Raw genomic sequence first — 20,314 nt, 5'->3', positions numbered from 1 at the left:
AAGGCGAAATGTTTGAAGCCGCTGTTAGCCCTGCCGTCACCGAGGACGAGGCGGCCCTTGCCACCCCGTTCGTCAAATGCCTCGTGCGGCTGATCCGTGCTAATGATTCCCACGGGTCATGGGAAGGCAAACCGGTTGCCGAGCTACTGGGAGACTTCATCATCACCAGGGAACAGCGCCGTGCAATTCCGATCATCGGCGATCCCGATCCGGACGTGCTGTGGAGGCTCGATAAGTTCTACACCGCCGTCGGGCTTGCGATTGAAGAACGCTCCGGCCTGATGGCATCGCCGATGATGGAGATGAGCCACGAGGGCTTCGGGCGCGTGCTCTTCACGGCCGGGCGACTGGTCGTTCTGTCCAAGACCCTGCGCAACGTCCACCGGTTCGGCTTCGAGACGTTCTGGAAACTAGCCGCGGCCGGCACGAAACTGGTCGGCGATGGCATCGCAGCCATCGAAACCTATCCCGACGTGGCGCGGGCGTGATGAAACGGATTTTCGAGCAAGGGGATCATGTCAGGCCTTGAGGACATGCGATGGCCAGCCCTCTCAATCGAGGCGGTCGAGGCCGATGTGGTTCTTGGGGTAGCGCTGATGAAGCCACTGGTCCTGATCTGTTCGCAGGATCCCGAGTTCTATCTGGTCCACAGCCACATTCTGGAGGTGGATGGCTTCACGATTCAACTGGCCGGCGGCGTGGAGGAGGCGCTTGCATTGGCCAGTGAACGGGAGCCGAAGGCCGTGGTGCTGGACTGCCAGCCAACAAGCGCGACAGGCTCCACAATCTGCGCCCGGTTCAAGGGGGAGCCCCGGACCGGCGGCCTGCCCGTAATTGCGCTGATCGCGCCCGGCGCCGAGAACCAGCACCTCGATCTCTTGAAGGCTGGTATTGACGAGAGCTTTGTGCGGCCCTTCGCGCCGGCCAAGCTGCTTGACTGTCTACGGATGAAGCTGGCGCTGCCAAAGCCGGGTTCGAACGGGGTTGAAAACGGCGGCTGGATCTCCTGTGGCGACCTTGAGATAAGGCTCGATGCGCACCGCGTTCGGGGTAATGGCCACGAAGTCCACCTTGGGCCGATCGAGTTCAACCTGCTGCGGCTTTTGCTTGAGACTCCCGGCAAGGTCTTCACTAGAGACGAGCTGATCAGCGCGGCCTGGCCGGCCAATATCCATGTCGGTATACGCACGGTGGATGTCCATATCAGCCGGCTCAGAAGGGCTCTGAAGGCGGCCTCCCCCTCCAGCGTCATTCGTACCGTCAGGTCGGCCGGCTACTCGCTCGAGTGGCCGGACGGCTGAATAGATAACCGATGTGGTGCCACTCCGCATTTCCGCCGTGCTGAGGGCAAGTCTTGCGGCTTCGAAACGCGCCGGCAGGTAGGACATATTCAGAAAGAAGCAGTCAAATGGCTTTCAGAAGCGTACTCACTGTGACGGGAGCTGACCACTCCGATCAGGATGTCAGGACAGCTGCCAGCTTGTGTGCCGAAGTCGGCGCGAATCTTTCCGTACTGGTGATGTCGCCTCCGCCGCTCATTATGCCTTCTCCGCTGCTCGGCGATGGCATCCCCGAGTGGCCAGGACAACGCGCACAGGCAATCGCCAGACTGGACAAACGGTTTAGGCAGATCGAAAGATTTTCACAGGACACGGCCAGTCTGGAAAAAACATCCAGGGAAATTCACAAACTGCTGAGAGCCACGTGGCGGTGCTATGATGTCGATATTGCCAACTGCGATCAGGCCAGCATCGGTGACGCGGTGCGACAGCGGGCGCTCTGCAACGATCTGACAATCGTCGGCCCCGCACTTCTCAACGACATTAGCGTCGGTCCCCTTGTTATCAACGGCAGCCTATTCGACACCGGAAAGCCGGTGCTTGTCGTGCCGGAGGGCGCTGAGGCGACTCTGTCTCCACGGCGCGTGCTGGTCGGCTGGGATTCGCGAGTCGAGGCGTCCCGTGCGGTTCGGGAAGCGCTGGATCTGCTAGCCGGTGCTGAGGAAGTTCGTGTCGCCCTCGTCGATCCGGAGGCGACCTGCACCGGAAACGGTACCGAGCCAGGAGCCGATATCGCTGCCTATCTCACTCGGCACGGTGCTCGGGTCTCGGTTGACCTGCTGGCGAGCGCCGGAAAATCGGCAGCCACGGTGCTCGCGCAGCATGCAATCGACACGTCTGCCGACATGATAGTCATGGGCGCTTATGGCAACCGCAGGCTACGTGAGCGACTCTTCGGCGGCGTGACGAGATGGATAGTTGGGAAGCCGTCATTGCCGTTGTTTTTGGCTCGATGACGGGTTCCAAGCAAGCACCGACGCTGTTCGAAGCTCTACCCCCTGGTCACCTATCCTGATGCCAAGTCGGAGGAAGATCGCGCAAAGCGCAACTTTCGCGAAGCTCGAATCTGCAAGCGCCGTCGCCGAGACATCCCGGACCTCTCTAACGCGCGCTCGGGGGTTCTCCTCGCCCGAGATGATCCGTAACGCGGAGCCCAAAGGCCGCGCAGAGGTACAGGCGCTCCTCAATGCACTCAAAACCACCGCTTCAGGTCGGCGTCAGGTCGAGAAAGAGAGTCGCTTCAGCGCGGCAGGCCGCGTTCGGACCGTAGCCGCATCGTATTGGCGTTATCACGATTTCCCTCACACTGGCCGGGAGCTGACCACCGCAACGAGTGGCCAAGGCACCGACCTTCGAGTCGGGACGGCCGGGCTCTTGCCGGCGTCGGCGCGAACGATGGCATCAATCGCCTTGTCATCTCTGGGATGGTAGCCCGGGTTAGTGGCGAACAGCCGCATCTCCAGCGTTTCCCGTTGGTCCGGCCCAACCTGCGTGGCGACCGAGCGGTCTTTGGGTTTGCAATTCCGCCAACGCTCACATCCGCACGAAGCGGTCCCTGCAGCGCCTGAGCACAGGGAATACAGAAAATATCGGCAAAAAGCAGGAACCCCGGAGAGTTCACCGGCCGGCACAGGCCGGCACTCATCCGGCCTTTTTCGCCGCGACATCATCATCGATCTGAGGATGGCGGTATTGGCGAGCTACAGCTGGACCTGCTTCGGTCGCGAAGAACTCCCATGACGCCAGCCCAGGAATTCAATCCAAGGCGGGCGAGGGGGCACAGGCCGCGCTCGGATGGAGCGGCCCCTTGCAATCGCAAATGGCGAGATCGCTACCGCCTCCGGACCGGAACGGCAAGACGCTCAAGCCGGTGGCGTGAAGCGGACGATCATGACGAGCCTGACGACGTCCATCGGCCTCGTCCCTCGGCCCGAATGCATATTGAGTCGTCCGCGCCACGCTTTTCTGCCGACGCGAAGCGCGTGATGCTTGTCCAAAACCTGACAGCGGCAGAAAACATGTCGCGTCCAATACAACCGGCTATCTTGGGCACCCCGAAAGTTTTTTAAGGTATAATCAAGCGTTTAGTGCGCGCTGAGCGCGTTGGCACGGCCTTTGCGAATTGAGATTCAGCAACACTGAGTGAAGGCTGACTGCACGCAGATGCGCAAGACGAGCGATGCTCTCCATTCCTTGAACCCTCGTGCCCCGTCTCAAAGGGGGAACAAGCTTGCGCATAAGGTCACGCAACTTTTGGCAACAGCTTTGGAGACAACATGGTACTGCAGATGGGGTCGCCGGCTCCTTCGATCAAAATGGAGGACTGGCTGCGTGGCGAGCCCCTTGCGAACTTCCAGCCCGGCAAAGTCTATATCGTCGAATTTTGGGCAACTTGGTGCGAACTATGCGTGGCGGAGATGCTCGATCTGATGCGGCTCCAGGAAAAATACAGGGACAGCGGACTTGAGGTCGTCGGCGTCGCGGCTAATGAAGACGCTCCAACGGCCGTTGAGGCCCGCACCAAGTTGGACGCGTGGTTGACCGAAAAGTGCTCGCATCTGAGCTATCGGATCGCGTTCGACCACACAGGTGAAATGAACAAGCTTTGGATGAAACCCAGCTTTTCCGCCGGGATTCCGACTTCGTACGTGGTCGACCGAGACGGCCAGATCGCCTTTATCGGTCATCCAAGCCAACTCGATGAGGTTTTGCCGGAAGTGCTCAACGGCAGCTGGCGCACCAGCGACAAAGCGAAAGCCGCCGATACGGAGCGGATCGCCACAAGCGAACCCATGGCGCGCCAACAAGCGTTGAAGAAGCCGATCGATGACAGATTCTGGGCGGCGGTGAAGCTAGAAGATTGGAAGACGGCGCTCTGGGCGATCGAAGAAGGCATTGCCTTGATGCCGGACGACATCAATTTCCGCCTGGCTCATGCGCACCTGTTGCTTCACAAAATACAAGACATGTGGACCGGCTTGCCCGTGATGCGCGAATTCGTGCGCGACGCGATCGACAAGAACTCCCAGGATTGGATGGTTTCGGCGCTAGACCAGCTTTTCCATCCGGCCAATGACCATTCGCGCCTTCCCCCCGCTGAGCGCTTCGCGATGGGCAAGGAGCTGTCCGAACACATTCTGGCACTGAATCCCCCGCAAGGCGACAGCCCTAAGTTCCGGTCCTATCCCGCGGTCGCCCGGTACTATTACGAGAACGGCAACAACGATCGCGCGGTCGAGTTGGTCGAACTGGCACTGCAGTCGCTGGACGGTCCGGAGCCTGTCCCGGACGAATTGAAAGAGCACCTTCTACCGGATTTGCTGCAGGCCCTCGCCACCTACAGGGGTGTGAAGGTTTGTTACGGCGCTCTCTGTGCGGCTCCGCAAAACAATTTCCCGAAGGTGCCAAAGCGCGGTCGGCCGAGGAGAAAAAATAAAAAGGGTTGATTGGTCGAAATGGATTGCTGGCCAATTCGTCCATTTCCCTGGTGTGGCCGCAGCAAGGAGGGTCCATGCAGCACTTGGTCGATTGTTTGCAGCAGGATCGAGGCTCGAATCTTCATGACCTGTGGCCGCATTGCGGCGGAAATAATGTTCGACGCGAGTTCGCGTGGAAGACCTCGCAGTCGAGGAGGTGTTCAAGGTCGGCCACGGGGACATCAATTGCGTGGAATGGGCCGCCCCTAGCCGGGCGTCGGCTGCGCAAGGGTGCCCGAAGTAGGCGTCCCCGAAAACAGGCAGCGTGCTTCGAGGAAGAGGACTGAAATTGAGGAGAAGGCGAAATGTCTGATACCGCGATCAGTCCTGCCGAGGACGAGGCGGCGCTTGCCACGCCTTTTGTCAGATGCCTCGTGCGGCTGATCCGTGCTCAAGACTCCTACGGCTCGTGGGAAGGCAAATCGGACGCCACGCTGCTGGCCGACTTCATCGTCACCAGAAAACAGCGCCCTGGGATGCCTGTCATCGATGATCCCGATCCTGACGTGCTGTGGAGGCTCGACATGTTCTAAACCGCCGTCGGGCTCGCGATCGAGGAGCGCTCCGGCCTGATGACATCGGCAATGATGGAGATGAAATTCCCGAGGACTTGGGGCCGCATGCTTTCCACGGCCGGGCAGTTGGTCGTTCTGGCAAGACGTTCATCGGTTCCGCTTCGAGATGCTCCGGAAACTGCCTGAGGCCGGTGCGAAACTGATCGACGATGCGACCGCAGCCACTGAAGCGTCACGGTGTGGCGCCGGCGTGATGAAACCGATTTCGAGGGAGGGTTTATGTCAAAGCTAGATGAAATGGGGAAGAAAGTCCGAAAGCTTCAGCTGCGCGCAGCAGTCGCCAAGATGAAATTGCGCGACCTTGCAGAGGATCTCCCGGGAAAGTGGGCGGAGATAGAGGACGTTGCCAAGGAAACGTCCGCCGTTTTTGCCGAGTTGGATGATGCCAAGAGAGAGCTCGCTGCAATGAAGAAGTTACGATGACGAGCACATTCACCACCCGCGACGGCTCCGGATGGATGCCGGAATTTCTCACCGCTATAGACGGCACGACCTGCATCGGCTGCGGCCGCTGTTTCAAAGTCTGCTCTCGCGAGGTCATGCATCTTTACGGCGTCGATGACGCGGGTGAAATCCTCGGCGCCTGCGACGACGAGGATGACGATTTCGATGGCGAGCTCAATCGCATGATTATGGTCGTCGACCGTGCCGGCCGCTGCATTGGCTGCGGAGCCTGCGGCCGCGTCTGCCCGAAGAACTGCCAGACCCATGTTGCGGCCGACCAGGTCGCAGCATGATCTGAGGAGACAAAACCAGGAGAACGGCGTTGCCCTTTAGATTCTTTTGTCGCCTCCTGGGAATGGTCCTGTGCAGCACCGCTCTGACCGTCTACTTCGTTTTTCATTCCATCGGCACAGTAGTCGTCACGACGCTGGCTTGTTGGCTGCTCCTTCAGCTGGCGTATTTCGCAAGCGTGCTCTTTCTGATCTGGCAGTCTGGCTGCGTTAGCCGAGCTGGCCAAAGGCCTGAGCATTTCGACAGTTGCAAGGAAGTTGAATCCGAGCCGCCAGACCATGATGAGGTAACGAATGAATCCGCAGATTTGCTCCAGCGCGATCAAATGCTGGCCATATCGCTGCTGCTGCCTTGAGACGCCATGATAAGGTCAGTGCTTAGGTTAGTGCCACTTTGGACCAACCATAAACATTGAGCAGAGATTGGAAGGAATACTGTGCTTGAGAAGTCGATGCTGACCGCAATGCGGTCGTTCTAGTTAATCCAGGAGATGCAGTTCTTGAATCCCATACGCATTGGCAGCCTCTCGCAGTACGCCGGCGTGCGGTTGCAACTCTCAATGGCTGGGCTCTGCCATCCCGGGCGGCAGGGTTTTGGAAATAACGACAACCACCGGCTGCATCGTCGGATGTTCTTATTGTCCGCAGGACAAGTTCGCCCATCGGCAAAGAGCGGTCTCTGATGTGAAGCATCTTCGTCTTGAAGATTTCAAGCGATGTCTGGCGCGCGCACCAACTTCCGTCGACGTTAGTTTCGCCGGGTACTCCGAGCCTTGGCTCAATCCGGATTGCACCGAAATGGTCGAGCACGCTTACGCCAGAGGCCATGGCATCCGGATTTTCACGACGCTTGTAGGAATGAAGGGGCGGGATCTACACCGCTTGCAAGCGCTGCGCTCAAGGGTATTCGTGGTCCATGTTCTCGATGATGGCGCATACATGAATAGCCGTCTCGTTGGAGACAAGTATCTCGCTTTGATTCGTTAAGTGGTCGACACAGACATTGCCTCGATTCGGTTTATAGTCTTGGGCGAGGTCCATCCGGATATCGTCGAGATAATCCCCGCCGAAGCGCTAGTTCGCGCGCGGCCTCTGAGCAGCAGGGGTGGAAGCGTCGATCCGAAGATCGTCGAACCAAGGCAGCCGGTCGTCGGAGCGCTGACATGCGTTGACGGACGGCAGTATCGGAATGTTCTTCTCCCAAACGGTGACGTTACGCTCTGCTGCATGGATTTTGAACGGCGCCACGTATTGGGCAATCTTCTGCGCGACGAAGATCTTTTCGAAGGGCCAATTTTTAGCCAAATCGTCGATCGCATGAATGGGACGGATGGCTTTCTGCTTTGTAGGATGTGCGAATATGCCCATCTAAAGGCGTCCGTATGCTGATTGGAGGTCGGCGAATCGCCTGAAAGCGCGGCCGGAGCGAATGTCGATCCTGGAGACTACATAGGCGGGCCGCCCCCATCTGCCTCGCGTGGACCCCGTCGATGGAGTCTAGTCGCCTATTTTTACGCGGCTTCGACAGATCCTGTGGTGGCCTCTCCCAGCACAAAGCTGTCTGGTAAACTTTTATTGGCCTAAAACGGATAGAACCGGCTTAAGTCTGGTCCCACATACAGATTGTAATATCCTCCGCAGTCGGCCTTTCGAGACCCTGATCCTCATTCAGGCAGAGTTGGTCGAGACGCTTCAGAAGCGGTCCGAAAGCGGCCCCGACATCGAAGAACGCCGAACATCGCGGCTACGCCGCTCGCTCTCTACAGCGCTGTTGAGGGCGCGCTCGCGAGCGGCTTCGCTACCGCCGAGCTACACCACGAGCCGGGGCGATGGTTCGTGTTGCTGCCGAAGCGGCGTGCAACACCTTAGCATGCTGCTGCATGGCAGAAGCGCCTGTCACACATGAGCGGGTGCTAGACTAGCGCTGAGCTTGGTAGGATTGGCAGGGCGTTTCGCCGGGTACAAGCAGGTGCGTCAACTACCAAATCCTGTAGTATCGACGCCTCCCCGAAAACTCTAGAACTGAGTTCGTTCCGACGCATAGACGAGAGGTATCGCCGTGCAGAGCAACGTGACTAACTCTAGAACTGAGTTCGTTCCGACGCATAGACGAGAGGTATCGCCGTGCAGAGCAACGTGACTACGGTAGAGGTTCCGAAGTGCGTCAGTGCAGCAGTTGAGCTGCCGCGCGAGTCCCGGTCTCCCTTTTGTCGCGGACCTTTTTGAGGAGCGTGTCGGCATTACGAACACATTCCTGGGAGGTCACGACCGTCCAAAGTTCCGCCTAGACCGTTCCGATCTTCAAGTGAAACTGAAACACCGTGACCGACCAAACGCATTTAATCACTTGCTCGTTGAACGCGACGCGACATGCAGAGGGACCCTGAAATGAACACTGAAATTTTCACGGCTCATGAGTCCAACGTTCGTCGCTATGGGCGGTCGTTTCCCGCAGTCTTTACGAAGGCCCTTGGAGCGACAATCTGGGACGAGGCCGGTAAGCCATATATCGATTTCCTTGTGGGGTCCGGCGCACTCAACTACGGACACAACAACCCGAATATTATTGCACCGGCAATCGAATATCTCGTTGGCGAGAACATTCTCCTGTCGCTTGATATGTATACGGCGGCGAAGCGGGACTTTATTGAGGTGTTTGTGGGTTCGATCCTGAAGCCCAGGGACCTTTCTTACAAAATACAATTTCCTGGGCCGACCGGCACAAACGCAAACGAAGCGGCGTTGGCCCTCGCGCGAAAATATACCGGCCGCTCGAGCGTAATGGCCTTCACAAACGCCTTCCATGGGATGTCGCTCGGCGCTCTGGCAGTGTCGGGTTCGGCGTCAACCAGGGAACTGGGCGGCGTCGCCCGCCACGATGTGATCCGTGTCCCCTATGACGGCTACCCTACCCAAGCTTTCGATTCCGCGAATTACATCGACTCCGTATTGGGCGACCCAGGGAGCGGCATAGAAAAGCCAGCCGCAATCATTCTGGAGACCATTCAGGCAGAAGGCGGCATGAACACTGCATCTGCTGCTTGGCTCACGGAAATTCAGCGCATTTGCCGCAAGCACGGTGTTGTTTTGATCGTCGACGACATTCAGGCCGGTGCGGGACGAACGGGCGAGTTCTTCTCATTCGAGTTCGCGGGTATTGATCCCGACATCGTATGCCTTTCAAAGTCCCTAAGCGGATCAGGTAGTCCGTTCTCCATCGTTCTGATTCGGCCCGACCTGGACATTTGGAATCCCGGAGAACATAGCGGGACCTTCAGAGGCAACAATCTCGCCTTCGTGACTGCAGGGGCGATGTGCAAACTGTGGTCCGACACGCAGTTTACTGCAGGCGTCGAGCGGACAGCCGTCAAGCTGCAAGGACACCTTGACCGCCTCGTTGCGAAATTTCCCAAGTGCATTGAACAAAAGCGCGGCCGCGGTCTGATGGCCGGCCTCAAATGCCGTTCACAGGCCGCTGTCGGCCGTGTGCACGATGTTGCGTTCGAAAATGGCCTGCTGATCGAATCCTCAGGGCCAAATCGCGACGTTATCAAAGTCCTGCCGCCGCTAACCATCACCGATGTCGAACTTGATCATGGCATCGCCATCCTCGATCACGCACTACAGGAGCAAGCCAATGCCTAACCCGGTATTTCAAGCGCCAGCCATCTCGCCTGTTGCGATCAGAGAGCGAACCGGCTCGATCAGCACTGCGGAGATCATCTCAGTCCTGAAAGGTGAGATCACCGCTCTGCACATCAAGCAAGCTTTCAGCACCGAAATAGCAGAGGAGATCACCGCGAACTTTGTTGGCAGTCCCGGTCTCAAGGAGCGTAAAGATGGCGTCCCCGGACAATATGTCGGCGCATCTCACTACAAGAAGCATGCAGCCACCTATTTCGCGGAGGCGGAAACTGCGAGGCCGTACGTCGACGCGCTCTTTGGCAATTTAGTTGATCCAGTCCGCGGATTGTTCAACGCGTTGAAGCGCGAGCTGCACGACCAGGGTATTGAATTGCGGCCGGCCCGTTCGGAACACGGTCAGGCTAATATTTGTCGCGCTCTCAGTTGGTCTGGCAGTGGCACATTTTCGTTGGAGCCCCACGACGATGTCGCTCAAGTCCTATGTGCTGGGAACGATTACGAGCTTTCTGCGGTGGCGCACAACACCGTCGCAGCACTCAACTTCTATCCCAGCATGCCCGAGGAAGGTGGCAATCTGCGGCTCTGGAGCCATAAGCCGACAGTCATCGACCGAAAGTCGCAGGGTGTGGAGACCACGGGATATCCCTATTCGGCAGCTTATCTCGAGGCCGTGCCTTCTCACGACTTCCAGCTCAAGGCCGGGGATATTGCCCTCATTGATGGCGGTTTCGTTCACGGGGTCACCGGTCAATCAGGTAACGGAAAGCGTCGCGTGCTGCTGAACAGCTTTTTCGGGTTTGCGCGGCCGGATCTTGTTCTCTGGTGGACCTGAAGTTCGACGTCGTAGCGATTGACCGACTTCCGCCGGCAGTTAAGGCCTCGACATCCTCGCAACGGGTGAGCTGCCAGGGCTAATTGATGCCCCTTGCAAAGGAGGAGACAAGCATGAAGCACGTCAATCCTGTCACCGCCGATTGGATCTGTTCGTGCGCAACCCCCACCGGTGATCAAGGCCAATGGCTGCTGGTTTGATATTCTTGGGCTCCCTGTTCGGCGAGTGCGGGACCATCATACGGTCGTTCAGAAGCGGGGCCGTCTCCCCCATCAATGGCGGACCCGCAGCCGCGCCCGCAGGAATGAAGGACAAGGACGCGCTCGCCTTCTGCTATGCGCCGACGATCTGGCCTGGAAAGCGCCAGCCCCGAATGGGAGGACGAGAACAATACCGCGAGGCCACACCGCCCCTGGGCTATCAGACCCGGCAGCCTATGCCGGGATCATCATCGCAACCGGCTTCGACGCTACGCTGATTGAAGGCTCCGCGCCTTCGCCGGTTGCTCAACCGCGCCTCCGGCGGGTCGAGACTCTAATCGCCGCCGGATGAAAGTTCAGTGGCATCTCAGCCGCTTCTTACAATTCGATAATTCCGAAGTTTATGGCTTTTATAGCAGCGACCGTTCTGGTAGTAGTATCCAATTTCCGCATTAGGTTTTGTATATGGAAATTGACAGTGTTTAGTGATATCCCTAGAATTTGTCCTATTTCCCACGACGATTTTCCTCTCGCCGTCCACAGTATACACTCTTTTTCTCTTAGAGATAGATCAGGGGCTTCCTCGATATCACTCAAGTTCGCGAACTTCGCAACTCTCAGATGGAAATGAAGCGCGGCAAATTGCAAGTAGGTGATTGTTCTATTTTGGAACTCGCGGTCCGAGGCTTGAGCAAAGCTCATGATCGCAAACCTGCCACCGGGGCCGTGCAATGGAACGCTAATGCCTGACCTTAAGCCGAACGCCGCAGCCTCGTCGAAAACGCGCCGTTCATCTTCAGTCGTGCTTGCATCGTTGTACACCTCGCTCCATCGAAAGGCGCCTGCGCACTTTCGACTCTTCTTGATGAGGGGATCTATCCGGTCATAACCCCTTTCGAAATAGCGCTCCTGCCACTCATCAGGATAACTCAGCATGAGTGCCGGATCGCGTCGGTCCGGCTTCAAGAATTTTTGGTCGGGTGTCAGAGAACCATAGGCGATCCATGGGCAATCGAAATTCAGGGCAAAAGCAGATAGCAGGTCGAACAACTGCTCAGATTGAGCAACGCCATCAGTCTTGGCGAGAAATCGGCCGAATTCGACCGCAAACGCCTCCCCGGCTGCTGTGGGGAAATGCATCGATGGGACCAAAGAAAACTGGCCGGACGCTCTGGTTGCCAGCTCTCGAAGTTGAGAGACCGCAGTCATCGGCGGGCGTTCCATAGCCTCTCCTCCGCAGCCATTTGCGTTTGATGTTGTCACTGGCACACGGATGCGTAACGCTGTCGGCTGGACGACGGCCAAAGCATCCTCATCGACCTGCGTCCCTCTCCTGCTCTCGATTGTATCAGTCTTCGGCAACGATCACCTCTTACTGGGCGCGACCTGCGCTGGGTGCACGAACATGAGGGGGCGCTGATTGTTCCTGTTCGCCAACGGTCGGAAATGGTGTAATCGACCAACCGATTAGGTCGACGGCACGCTTAAGTATCGCCTCGGTCTGAGCTGGGCTGGCGGAAGCTGCGATGACATGTCCGATGCAGTCTCGGTAATCGCGTTTCCTTACGATCGGCGTCTTGGGTTCAACATACAATTTGACCTCGGCGACTCCTGATACAGCAGCCGCCTGCCTATGGCCATCGATCCAGTCGAGGATGCCATCGCAATCAGGAACGAGGAATCGCGCAGACGCAATGTGCGAGTGCCTTTTGCGCAAATCCCATTCCTCGCCAATGACAAGCTTGATATGCTCGGTGACGAGATCGACACCGTAACCCAACTGGACCAGCCGAGGAGTGGTCCCACCTGGAATACGCGGATTGACTTCAATGACCACTGGACCCCGCTTCGTCCACCGGAATTCAATGTGCGCTGGCCCCCAGCCAAGGCCGAGAGCTCGCAAGCAGCTCAGCGAAACATCGGCGATTCGTTTATGCTGGTCATCAGTCAGCAGGGCCGGAAAGGTGAAATGACGATAGACGAAATGCGGTAGGGGGCCGAAGTCAGCGGCACAAATCCCAATGACCTCATTTCCCATTGTGTAAGCGCTATACTGGGCGCCCTCTGCGAATTCTTCGACCAGTATCCTCGGCGAGGACCGCCATACGTGCTTCCCGCCCAACAAATAGGTCGTATGTTCGGCTACCTCTTCGACGTTGCGGCACAATCGGACACCGATGCTGCCGCTGCCTATGGCCGGCTTAACAATCACCGGAAGGCCGATTTCCGCGGCGGAGCTTTCTACCTCCCACGCATTCGCTGCCAAGCGATAAGCAGGTATTGGAACGCCGCCCTCCGCAAGGAACTGACGTTGAGTGAACTTGTCGCAGCATTGTTCAATCGATGCGGGGTTTGCTCCCGGGAGATCGAAATGCAGGCAGAGCTTGCCAACTGTCGCATAGACCGACTCGTCGTCGCCCGCAAAGCCAGTAATGCCAGCAATGTCGTAGGTCGCACGTAGCCGGGAACATTCGCGGATCAGCGCATCGAGATTGTCTGTATCGCCCCGGATTGCCTCAATTCCTTCTGTTGCAAGATAGTCGTACCGAGCTGGATCGGCCGACAGAGTGATTGGATGAAGACCAAGACGCTGAGCCGCCTGGATGTATAGCAGACCGATATCCCTGTGCCCTTCAAGCAAAATCAGTGCTCTTCTTGCCATGCTATTGACCTTTCGTTGCGTACTGTGCCGCGGTCCGAGCGTGAATCGGCATCACCTTTTCTTAGCCGTGCCTGGCGTCAGGCTTTGCGGTGAAGGTACCATTGTCAGGGATCTTTGCTCGCAAAGAGTCTGTAAATTTTACTTGAAGGTATTGTTGCAACGTCTTCGATGCCGACGGTGTGGTACGGAGCGTCTCGACCAATTTCGGAGCGTTGCAATGTTCAAGGGAGGTCGGTTTAGTCAGTGTATAGGCTGGTCCCTGGCCCTGTGTAATGCGCCTAGTCCCTATGATTGCTGGGCCTGAGGGCGGCCCGTCATCCGATATGCAATGGTACGAGGGTTAAGCCGACTGGCCGGCGCAGAGCCTCATGCATAGGAGACGGGCCATATGGACCATATCAGATTTGTCCGTTTGGATATTCACAAGGAACGGATCTCGGTGGCGGAGAGCGGACGCTGCGGCTCGGTGGACTATCTCGACGAGATTGCCAATGATGCTAATGAGCAAGCTGTGCGACCGTCTCGGGCGTTCCGGCAAGCGGCTGGCGTTTTGCTATGAGGCCGGCCCGTGCGGCTATAGCGTTCATCGCCAACTCACACGCCTCGGGCATCGGTGCGACGTGGTGGCGCCGCCGCTGATGCCGCGGCAGCCTGGCGATCGGGTGAAGACGAACCGTCGCGACGCCACCATGCTCGCCCGCCTTTATCGGGCCGGAGAGTTGACCCCCGTCTGGGTGCCCGACGCCGATCATGAAGCCATGCGCGACCTGATCCGGCTGCGCAGCGTCGTGCGACAGATGGTGACGCGAGCGCACCAACATCTTCAAGGATTTCTGCTGCGTCACGGGCGCAAGCATGAGCGTGGGACGGCCTGGCGAAAGGCTTACCGGCGATGGCTTTCGACATTGGCCTTCGACCATCCCGCCCAGCAGATCGCATTTCAGGATTACGTCGATGCCGTCATGGATGCGGAACGGCGCCTGCAGCAGGTCGAGGAACAGATACCCCGCCTGCTCCCGGAATGGAACCAGCGCCCGGTCGTTGACGCCTTGCAGGCGATGCGCGGCATCGCGCTGATCAATGCCGTGGTGCTGGTCGCAGAGGTCAGTGACTTCACACGCTTCTCAACCCCCCGCCAGCTCATGGCCTATTTCGGCCTGATCCCCGGAGAACAATTGAGGCTTCGATAGCTTTGCGAAGGAAGCCCTCGACCGCGTTGAGTCACGAGCACGGCATCCGCGCTCCTTTCCAAGAGGGCGACCAGGTTCATCATGTCGACGGTCATCGGTAGTCTCTCCGGATTCGGTTGCCTCCGACGACCAGACCCTACTGCAACGAGCCGATGACCACCGTGCTGTCGAGCTACCCTATGTCCGGGGACATTGCCTTCTGTGCCAGCCGTATCCGATTGAAGACCTCCTTGTTCGGGACGCGACACATGAGGCGCAAGTATTCCGCCGTCGGGGCGCGAAACATTTGGCTTTGCCCCTCTTCTCGCACAACCATCTTCGATGGCACGCCGATTGCTGGGGACACGACGAAGGACCCGTTACGACAATAGCGGTCTCGCAATTTCCAGCCGAGGAGGTCTACATGAAACTTGCTGGAACAGTCCAAATCAATACGATAGACGCTGCACTGTTGGGTCCGGTCCCTCCAATTGAGGCTTTGCCGCGTCCGTCTCGGGTGCCGCTGTCGCTCCCCCAGCAGCAGCTTTGGTTCCTTTCCCGTCTGGCGCGTGGCAGCGAGGCCCGTCACATCCAGGTCGGGCTTCGGCTTCGCGGCGAGTTGGACGAGGCGGCCATGCAGTCGGCCTTGGACGGGTTGGTGGCGCGTCATGAGGTGCTGCGCACCACCTTCGAGGTGGAGGACGGCGAGCCGTTCCAACGGATTGGGCCGGCGGACATCGGCCTGCCGCTGAACCGAGACGATCTGACGGCGGCAGCGGATGTGGAGGCGACCCTCGCAGAACTCATGCTCCGGGAAGGGCAGGCGGCGTTCGACCTGGAAGCCGGGCCGCTGATCTGCACACGACTGGCGCGCTTGGCGGAGGACGATCATATGCTGCTGATCACCATGCACCACATGGTCTCGGACGGCCGGTCGCGGGAGATTCTGATACGCGAGCTTAGCGAGCTCTACGCCGCGGCCCGGGAAGGCCGCGCGGATCGGCTGACGCCACTGCCGGTGCAGTACGCGGACTACGCGATTTGGCAGCGACGTTGGTTGGCAAGTGAAGTCCTGAAGTGGCAGTCGGAATACCGGCTCGCAATGCTGGATGGCGCCCCAGCGGTGCTGGAGCTGCCGACAGACCGGCCGCGTCTGGCGCAGCAGGACTCCAGCGGCAGTTACGTCGATTTCGTGTTGCACGAGCCGCTGAGTGCACAGCTCAAGGCGTTGAGCCAGCGTCATGCGACGACGCTGTTCGTGACCCTGCTGGCAGGCTGGGCGCTGGTGCTGGCGCGGCTGTCGGGTCAGAACAAGCTGGTGATCGGCACACCGTGCGCCAACCGCACCCGCTCCGAGATCGAAGGGCTGATCGGCTTCTTCGTCAAGACTTTGGCGCTGCGGATCGATCTGTCGGGCGATCCGACACTGGAGACATTGCTAGAACGGGTGAATGCCGCCGCGCCTGGGACGCAAGATCATCAGGACCTGCCCTTTGAGCAGGCGGCGGAACTCCTCGATGCGCCCCAAAGCCCGAGATTTCAGGTTATGATTACATGGCAAAACAATACTGGGGAGGCGGCGGAACTGTTAGGGCTCGAACTTGATTGTGTTGACGTTGGCGATCGTGTTGTCCAACATGATCTTGCTCTTAACCTTTCTGAGGTCGGCGAGGCGATCTGTGGGAGGCTGATCTACCCGACGTCGCTGTTTGAGCGGAGCACGGTGGAGCGGTTTGTGAGCTATTTGCAGCAGGCGTTGAGCCAGATGGCGGCCGACCCCGGGCAGGGAGTCTGGTCGGTACCGCTTCTATTCGCGGAGGAAGGTCGATTTCTGGTTGAGTCGAACCCGACGGAAGCCGCCTCTCCCCAGGACCGCTGGGTTCACGAACTGCTTCAGGCGCAGACGGAGCGGGATCCCGAAGCGATCGCGGTCGTCTACGAAGACCAGAGCCTTAGTGATCGTAAGCTGAACGCGCGGGCGACCTCCGCGGCGCCTCAAATCTGCCGTCCTCAAGCATCACCCACCAACTCGGACCCGCGGCCCGACACTGAGGTCATAAACTTCATCGAGGGGACGCGCGTCGTTACCGAGGGTCAACTGCAAGCCAACAGCATCATGCGTTATCATGTCACAAAATTTTATCGTGAGCAGATCATCAACAGTGGTTACTACGAACAGCTCAAGTATATTGTGCAGCCCTCATTCGAGGAGTTCAAGAGTCCCGGAAACCTGGATACGAGCGGCGAACAAGACAATACGGTCGTGCCCGGATTTCAGCACAAGTACGCCCAAACCGGTTTGTTGCTGGTAACGGACCGTTGCGCCTCATATTGTCGCTATTGCCTTCGCAAACGCCTTGTCGGAAAGGACTCTGATGAAATAGCAGCTGATTTCGCCAAAATTGCGGAATATATTCGCGGCCATCCCGAGATCACGAACGTGCTGCTAACTGGGGGCGACCCATTCGTGCTCAGCACGGCCAAGCTCGATAAAATTCTTGATCATCTGCTGCCTATCCCGCATCTGGAAACAATCCGATTCGGCACAAAAACACTAGCCTATAATCCCAAGCGGTTCGAGGATCCCGCTTTGCCGGAGCTGTTCCAACGGATCCATGAAGCGGCTAAGGCCGCAGTGATCGTCACACACTTCGACCACATCGGTGAAATCTCAGTCAATGCGGAGCGCAACATTCGCTCCTTACGCGCACAGGGCTTGCAGTTCCTGAACCAAACCGTGCTTCTCGCGAAAGTCAACGATGATCCGGAGATCTTGGCTGCCACCTTCGCCAGATGTCACCAAATCGGTATCCGCCCTTATTATCTCTTTCAAGCCAGACCGGTAAAAGGCGCATCCCATTTCCAGGTTTCACTGCGTCGCGGAATAGATATTGCTCGCGGCATCAACCAACGCCTTAGCGGCATCCAAAAAACATTCAAATACATCATGTCCCATCACACAGGAAAGATCGAGATCCTCGACCTTGGAGCCGATGGCCATGTTTATATGCGATATCATCAAAACAAGATTCCCGAAAAGATCGGCAAGGTCTTTTGGCGGCCGCACGTCGAGGGCGCCTGCTGGTTGGACGATTTACCCGAAGCATAGATCGAAAGGTGCGCAGGCGAGGCGGCACGCGCCGGCGCCTGTAGCGGCGGCTCCAGCATGGCAGAGCGGCGAGGCCATCGGCAGGCTTTCCGTGGAATATAGCTCCTCGCTCCTTGTCCCGGCGTCGCACGTCCTGAGCGTATAGGTCAGCGCCGCCCGGCAAATTCAGTGCGCCCCGATGGCGCGTATCACCAGTGAAGGAAGATTCCACCCAGATAGAAGTCGATTGGTCTGGTAGCTGACGAGCGGTTCGGTCGGGTAACTGGCCGGGTCGAAGCCTCGTGACAGAGGCCGCCTTGGGCGGTTGAGCAATCCGGTGGGCCGTGATGCGAGTGAAGCCTGAGCAGGCCTCGAAAGTGATGACGCGGATGCCGACCCGCCTGAATTTCGGGGAAGGCCGCGTGAACGGGGAAGCAATCGACATGTGCATGCGCGACGAGGCTTCTTCGAGTCGGCCGACATCGCGAAAAATGCCCGGGACGGCAAGAGGGGCAAACCGGTCTCTCCGATCGCGCTGGAGGCGGTCAGGCGCCTGGATGTGTTGTTCGAGATCGAGCGCGATCAATGGCCGGAACGCTGACGAGCGGCGGGCCGTGCGCCAGGAGAAGAGCAAACCACTTCCCGAGGAGATGCACGCGTGGTTGCTCGGTGAGCGCGAAACCCCCTCGCGCTCTTCCGAGGTCCTGAAGCCGATCAACTACAGCTCAGGCGCTGGGCCGACTTCGCCCGCTTCGTCGACGACGGTAGGATTTGCCTCAGCAACAACGCCGCCGAAAGAGTGCCGCACCGGCGCAAGTTCCTCGGCTTCAGCTTCACGGACGAGAAGGCGCCTCACGCAACGCCCTCGTAGAGCCCGCCGCGCCCTCAGGCGCGCAACAATCATACGGCCTTCGTCGTATGCGTACACCTCGCCTCCAATCTCACCCGCTGCGTATGGCACGAGGGGGCGAACTGCGCACGCATGACGGCGAAGTCGGCACAAACCGCCGCCGCTATGCCGAATTCGGCAATCTTGACCTGCCACTGAACATTCATCCAGCGGCGATTAGAGCCTTGGCCGTTTCTGTTACGCCTCTTGGCGCGGGTTGAGCAACCGGCGGAGGCGCGGAGCCTTCGATCAGCACAGCGTCGGAGCCGGTTGCGGTGATGTCCTCGGCGTATGCCGCCGGGGTCTGGTAGCCGAGCGAGGAATGAGGCCTGGCGGTGTTGAACAACACGACGAGAGAACGCCCACGGGACCGAGGAACGCAAGTTTCTTTATCCATGGCATCCCTGGGCCGGGCGTTGTGTTCACGTTCATGAGGTGATCGAGAAGGCTGACCGGGAGGTTTTCCGCTGCAGTCTCTCTGGCCACGCCTCCGATCGGTGGCTGGAGGTTCCGGCCTGGATGTTTGATCGCGGGGTCTGCACCGCGTGGCGCATTGCCGCTGCCCCACATGTCGATCCCAGAACGCTTGGCGTCTTGGTGACACTGCTGCAGGACGCGACGGCCAATTCCCACACCCCATCGCAATTGGAGGATTCGGGCGCAGCATCGGATCCTCACGACGCGAATCGGGGAGAGGTCCATGCCGCGCCAGCCCACGACATATCAGTTCGATCTGTTCTCCAACCCGCACGATGCGGAGACCGCGCAGATGCCACCATGGCAGGTGCTGCCGGAACAGACGCGCCTGACGCTGACAAAGCTGATGGTGCGCCTGATCCTCGACCACGTCGACGGCGAGCGCGCCGTTCCGCGGCAGGAGGCAGGCCATGATGCATGAGAAGATCCGGCCCCACCATCTGGAGCGAAAGGCGATCCTTTATGTGCGGCAGTCCTCGGCCCATCAGGTTCTGCACAATCGTGAGAGCAGCGCCCTGCAGTACGCGATGCGCGATCGCCTGGTCGCGCTCGGCTGGTCTTGCATCGAGACGGTCGATGACGATCTCGGCCGCTCTGCTGCTGGCGGTGTCGCGCGAGCGGGCTTCGATCGGATGGTCGCCGCAGTCTGTCTCGGCAAGGTTGGGGCGGTTGCGGCGCGGGAGGTATCGCGCTTCGCCCGCAACAGCCGCGACTGGCAGCAGCTCATCGAGATGTGCCGCGTCGTCGATACCGTGCTGATCGACCAGGAGACGGTCTACGCACCGCGCCAGGGCAATGACCGGCTGCTGCTGGGATTGAAGGGCAGTCTCAACGAGTATGAGCTCGATCTTCTGCGTCAGCGCTCCTTGTCGGCCCGCTATGAGAAGGCCCGGCGCGGTGAACTCGTCGTCGCTTCCCCGGTCGGCTTCGTGAAGGTCGGCGACCGGCTGGAGAAGGATCCCGACCGTCGCATGCAGGAGGCCATCACCCTTGTGTTTGACAAGGTGGCGGAACTCGGCAGTGCCCGCCAGGCCCTGCTCTGGTTCCTCGAACATGGGCTGGATTTGCCTGCCAACCGCAACAATGGCGATGTGGTCTGGCGCAGGCCAAGCTATGCGACCATCCACCGAATGATCGAGAACCCGATCTACGGCGGCGCCTACGCCTATGGTAAGACTCGTGCTGCGTCGGGATATGATGCAACAGCCATTCGTTCGCGCAGCCGCC

At 58.8% G+C, this 20,314-nt stretch carries 18 protein-coding genes and 2 pseudogenes; 18 read left to right on the top strand and 2 right to left on the bottom strand.

Features of this window, described 5'->3' with window-relative positions; all coding sequences use genetic code 11:
• The first annotated feature begins 8 nt into the window (after positions 1-8).
• The 12 genes and pseudogenes from NKI85_RS27265 to NKI85_RS27210 all read left to right on the top strand — a co-directional run bounded on the left by NKI85_RS27265 (position 9) and on the right by NKI85_RS27210 (position 10,602).
• Entirely contained in the window at positions 9-488 is a 480-nt protein-coding gene (locus tag NKI85_RS27265) for a NifX-associated nitrogen fixation protein (protein WP_352779011.1), read from the top strand.
• Positions 489-515: 27 nt separating this feature from the next.
• On the top strand, positions 516-1,301 hold the full coding sequence (locus NKI85_RS27260; protein WP_352779009.1) for a response regulator transcription factor: 786 nt from the start codon (positions 516-518) through the stop codon (positions 1,299-1,301).
• A 107-nt stretch (positions 1,302-1,408) separates the two neighbouring features.
• On the top strand, positions 1,409-2,296 hold the full coding sequence (locus tag NKI85_RS27255; RefSeq protein WP_352779007.1) for a universal stress protein: 888 nt from the start codon (positions 1,409-1,411) through the stop codon (positions 2,294-2,296).
• Positions 2,297-3,616: 1,320 nt separating this feature from the next.
• Complete coding sequence (locus NKI85_RS27250; protein ID WP_352779005.1) at positions 3,617-4,786, top strand: TlpA disulfide reductase family protein; 1,170 nt, start codon at positions 3,617-3,619, stop codon at positions 4,784-4,786.
• Positions 4,787-5,121: 335 nt separating this feature from the next.
• Positions 5,122-5,623: pseudogene (locus NKI85_RS27245) on the top strand (NifX-associated nitrogen fixation protein).
• A complete protein-coding gene (locus tag NKI85_RS27240; RefSeq protein ID WP_352779003.1) occupies positions 5,611-5,814 on the top strand; it encodes a CCE_0567 family metalloprotein in 204 nt (67 codons plus the stop codon). Before NKI85_RS27245 ends, NKI85_RS27240 begins: the two are co-directional and overlap by 13 nt.
• Positions 5,811-6,128, top strand: a complete 318-nt coding sequence (gene fdxB, locus NKI85_RS27235) for a ferredoxin III, nif-specific (protein WP_352779001.1) — start codon at positions 5,811-5,813, stop codon at positions 6,126-6,128. The genes NKI85_RS27240 and fdxB overlap by 4 nt, the downstream gene beginning before the upstream one ends.
• A 29-nt stretch (positions 6,129-6,157) precedes the next feature.
• Positions 6,158-6,481 (top strand): exopolysaccharide production repressor protein, encoded by a 324-nt coding sequence (locus NKI85_RS27230; protein ID WP_352778999.1) that lies wholly within the window; start codon positions 6,158-6,160, stop codon positions 6,479-6,481.
• Between the two features lie 238 nt (positions 6,482-6,719).
• Complete coding sequence (locus NKI85_RS27225) at positions 6,720-7,112, top strand: hypothetical protein (protein ID WP_352778997.1); 393 nt, start codon at positions 6,720-6,722, stop codon at positions 7,110-7,112.
• 240 nt (positions 7,113-7,352) lie between these two features.
• The gene (locus NKI85_RS27220) at positions 7,353-7,514 is read left to right on the top strand and encodes a hypothetical protein (protein WP_352779062.1); all 162 of its coding nucleotides are present in this window, start codon (positions 7,353-7,355) and stop codon (positions 7,512-7,514) included.
• Between the two features lie 999 nt (positions 7,515-8,513).
• Positions 8,514-9,770 (top strand): diaminobutyrate--2-oxoglutarate transaminase, encoded by a 1,257-nt coding sequence (gene ectB / locus NKI85_RS27215; protein ID WP_352778995.1) that lies wholly within the window; start codon positions 8,514-8,516, stop codon positions 9,768-9,770.
• Positions 9,763-10,602 (top strand): 2OG-Fe(II)-dependent halogenase WelO5 family protein, encoded by an 840-nt coding sequence (locus tag NKI85_RS27210; RefSeq protein WP_352778993.1) that lies wholly within the window; start codon positions 9,763-9,765, stop codon positions 10,600-10,602. Before ectB ends, NKI85_RS27210 begins: the two co-directional genes overlap by 8 nt.
• 578 nt (positions 10,603-11,180) lie before the next feature.
• Here NKI85_RS27210 and NKI85_RS27205 read toward each other — a convergent pair.
• Together NKI85_RS27205 and NKI85_RS27200 are read right to left on the bottom strand one after the other, a co-directional pair.
• Positions 11,181-12,164 carry a LuxR family transcriptional regulator gene (locus NKI85_RS27205; protein ID WP_352778991.1) on the bottom strand — a complete coding sequence of 328 codons (984 nt, stop codon included), beginning with the start codon at positions 12,162-12,164 and terminating at the stop codon, positions 11,181-11,183.
• Between the two features lie 10 nt (positions 12,165-12,174).
• Positions 12,175-13,464 (bottom strand): ATP-grasp domain-containing protein, encoded by a 1,290-nt coding sequence (locus tag NKI85_RS27200; RefSeq protein ID WP_352778989.1) that lies wholly within the window; start codon positions 13,462-13,464, stop codon positions 12,175-12,177.
• A 388-nt stretch (positions 13,465-13,852) separates the two neighbouring features.
• Between NKI85_RS27200 and NKI85_RS27195 the strand changes: the two genes are divergently transcribed.
• The 6 genes and pseudogenes from NKI85_RS27195 to NKI85_RS27160 form a co-directional block, all read left to right on the top strand.
• Positions 13,853-14,023, top strand: coding sequence for a hypothetical protein (locus tag NKI85_RS27195; protein WP_352779077.1), 171 nt, complete (start codon positions 13,853-13,855; stop codon positions 14,021-14,023).
• Positions 13,956-14,654, top strand: coding sequence for an IS110 family RNA-guided transposase (locus NKI85_RS27190; RefSeq protein WP_352778987.1), 699 nt, complete (start codon positions 13,956-13,958; stop codon positions 14,652-14,654). The genes NKI85_RS27195 and NKI85_RS27190 overlap by 68 nt, the downstream gene beginning before the upstream one ends.
• Positions 14,655-15,057: 403 nt before the next feature.
• A complete protein-coding gene (locus NKI85_RS37975; RefSeq protein WP_502900732.1) occupies positions 15,058-17,742 on the top strand; it encodes a condensation domain-containing protein in 2,685 nt (894 codons plus the stop codon).
• A 421-nt stretch (positions 17,743-18,163) separates the two neighbouring features.
• Positions 18,164-18,580: pseudogene (locus tag NKI85_RS27175) on the top strand (IS66 family transposase); the annotation flags it as partial.
• Positions 18,581-19,310: 730 nt separating this feature from the next.
• The gene (locus NKI85_RS27165) at positions 19,311-19,508 is read left to right on the top strand and encodes a hypothetical protein (protein WP_352778985.1); all 198 of its coding nucleotides are present in this window, start codon (positions 19,311-19,313) and stop codon (positions 19,506-19,508) included.
• Positions 19,498-20,314, top strand: an 817-nt coding sequence (locus tag NKI85_RS27160) for a recombinase family protein (protein WP_352778983.1), incomplete at its 3' end; no start/stop codon positions are given. The genes NKI85_RS27165 and NKI85_RS27160, both read left to right, overlap by 11 nt.

This window comes from Mesorhizobium sp. M0571, assembly GCF_040320985.1.
Classification (GTDB): Bacteria; Pseudomonadota; Alphaproteobacteria; order Rhizobiales; family Rhizobiaceae; genus Mesorhizobium.
This window is presented reverse-complemented; position numbering and strand designations above follow the sequence as displayed.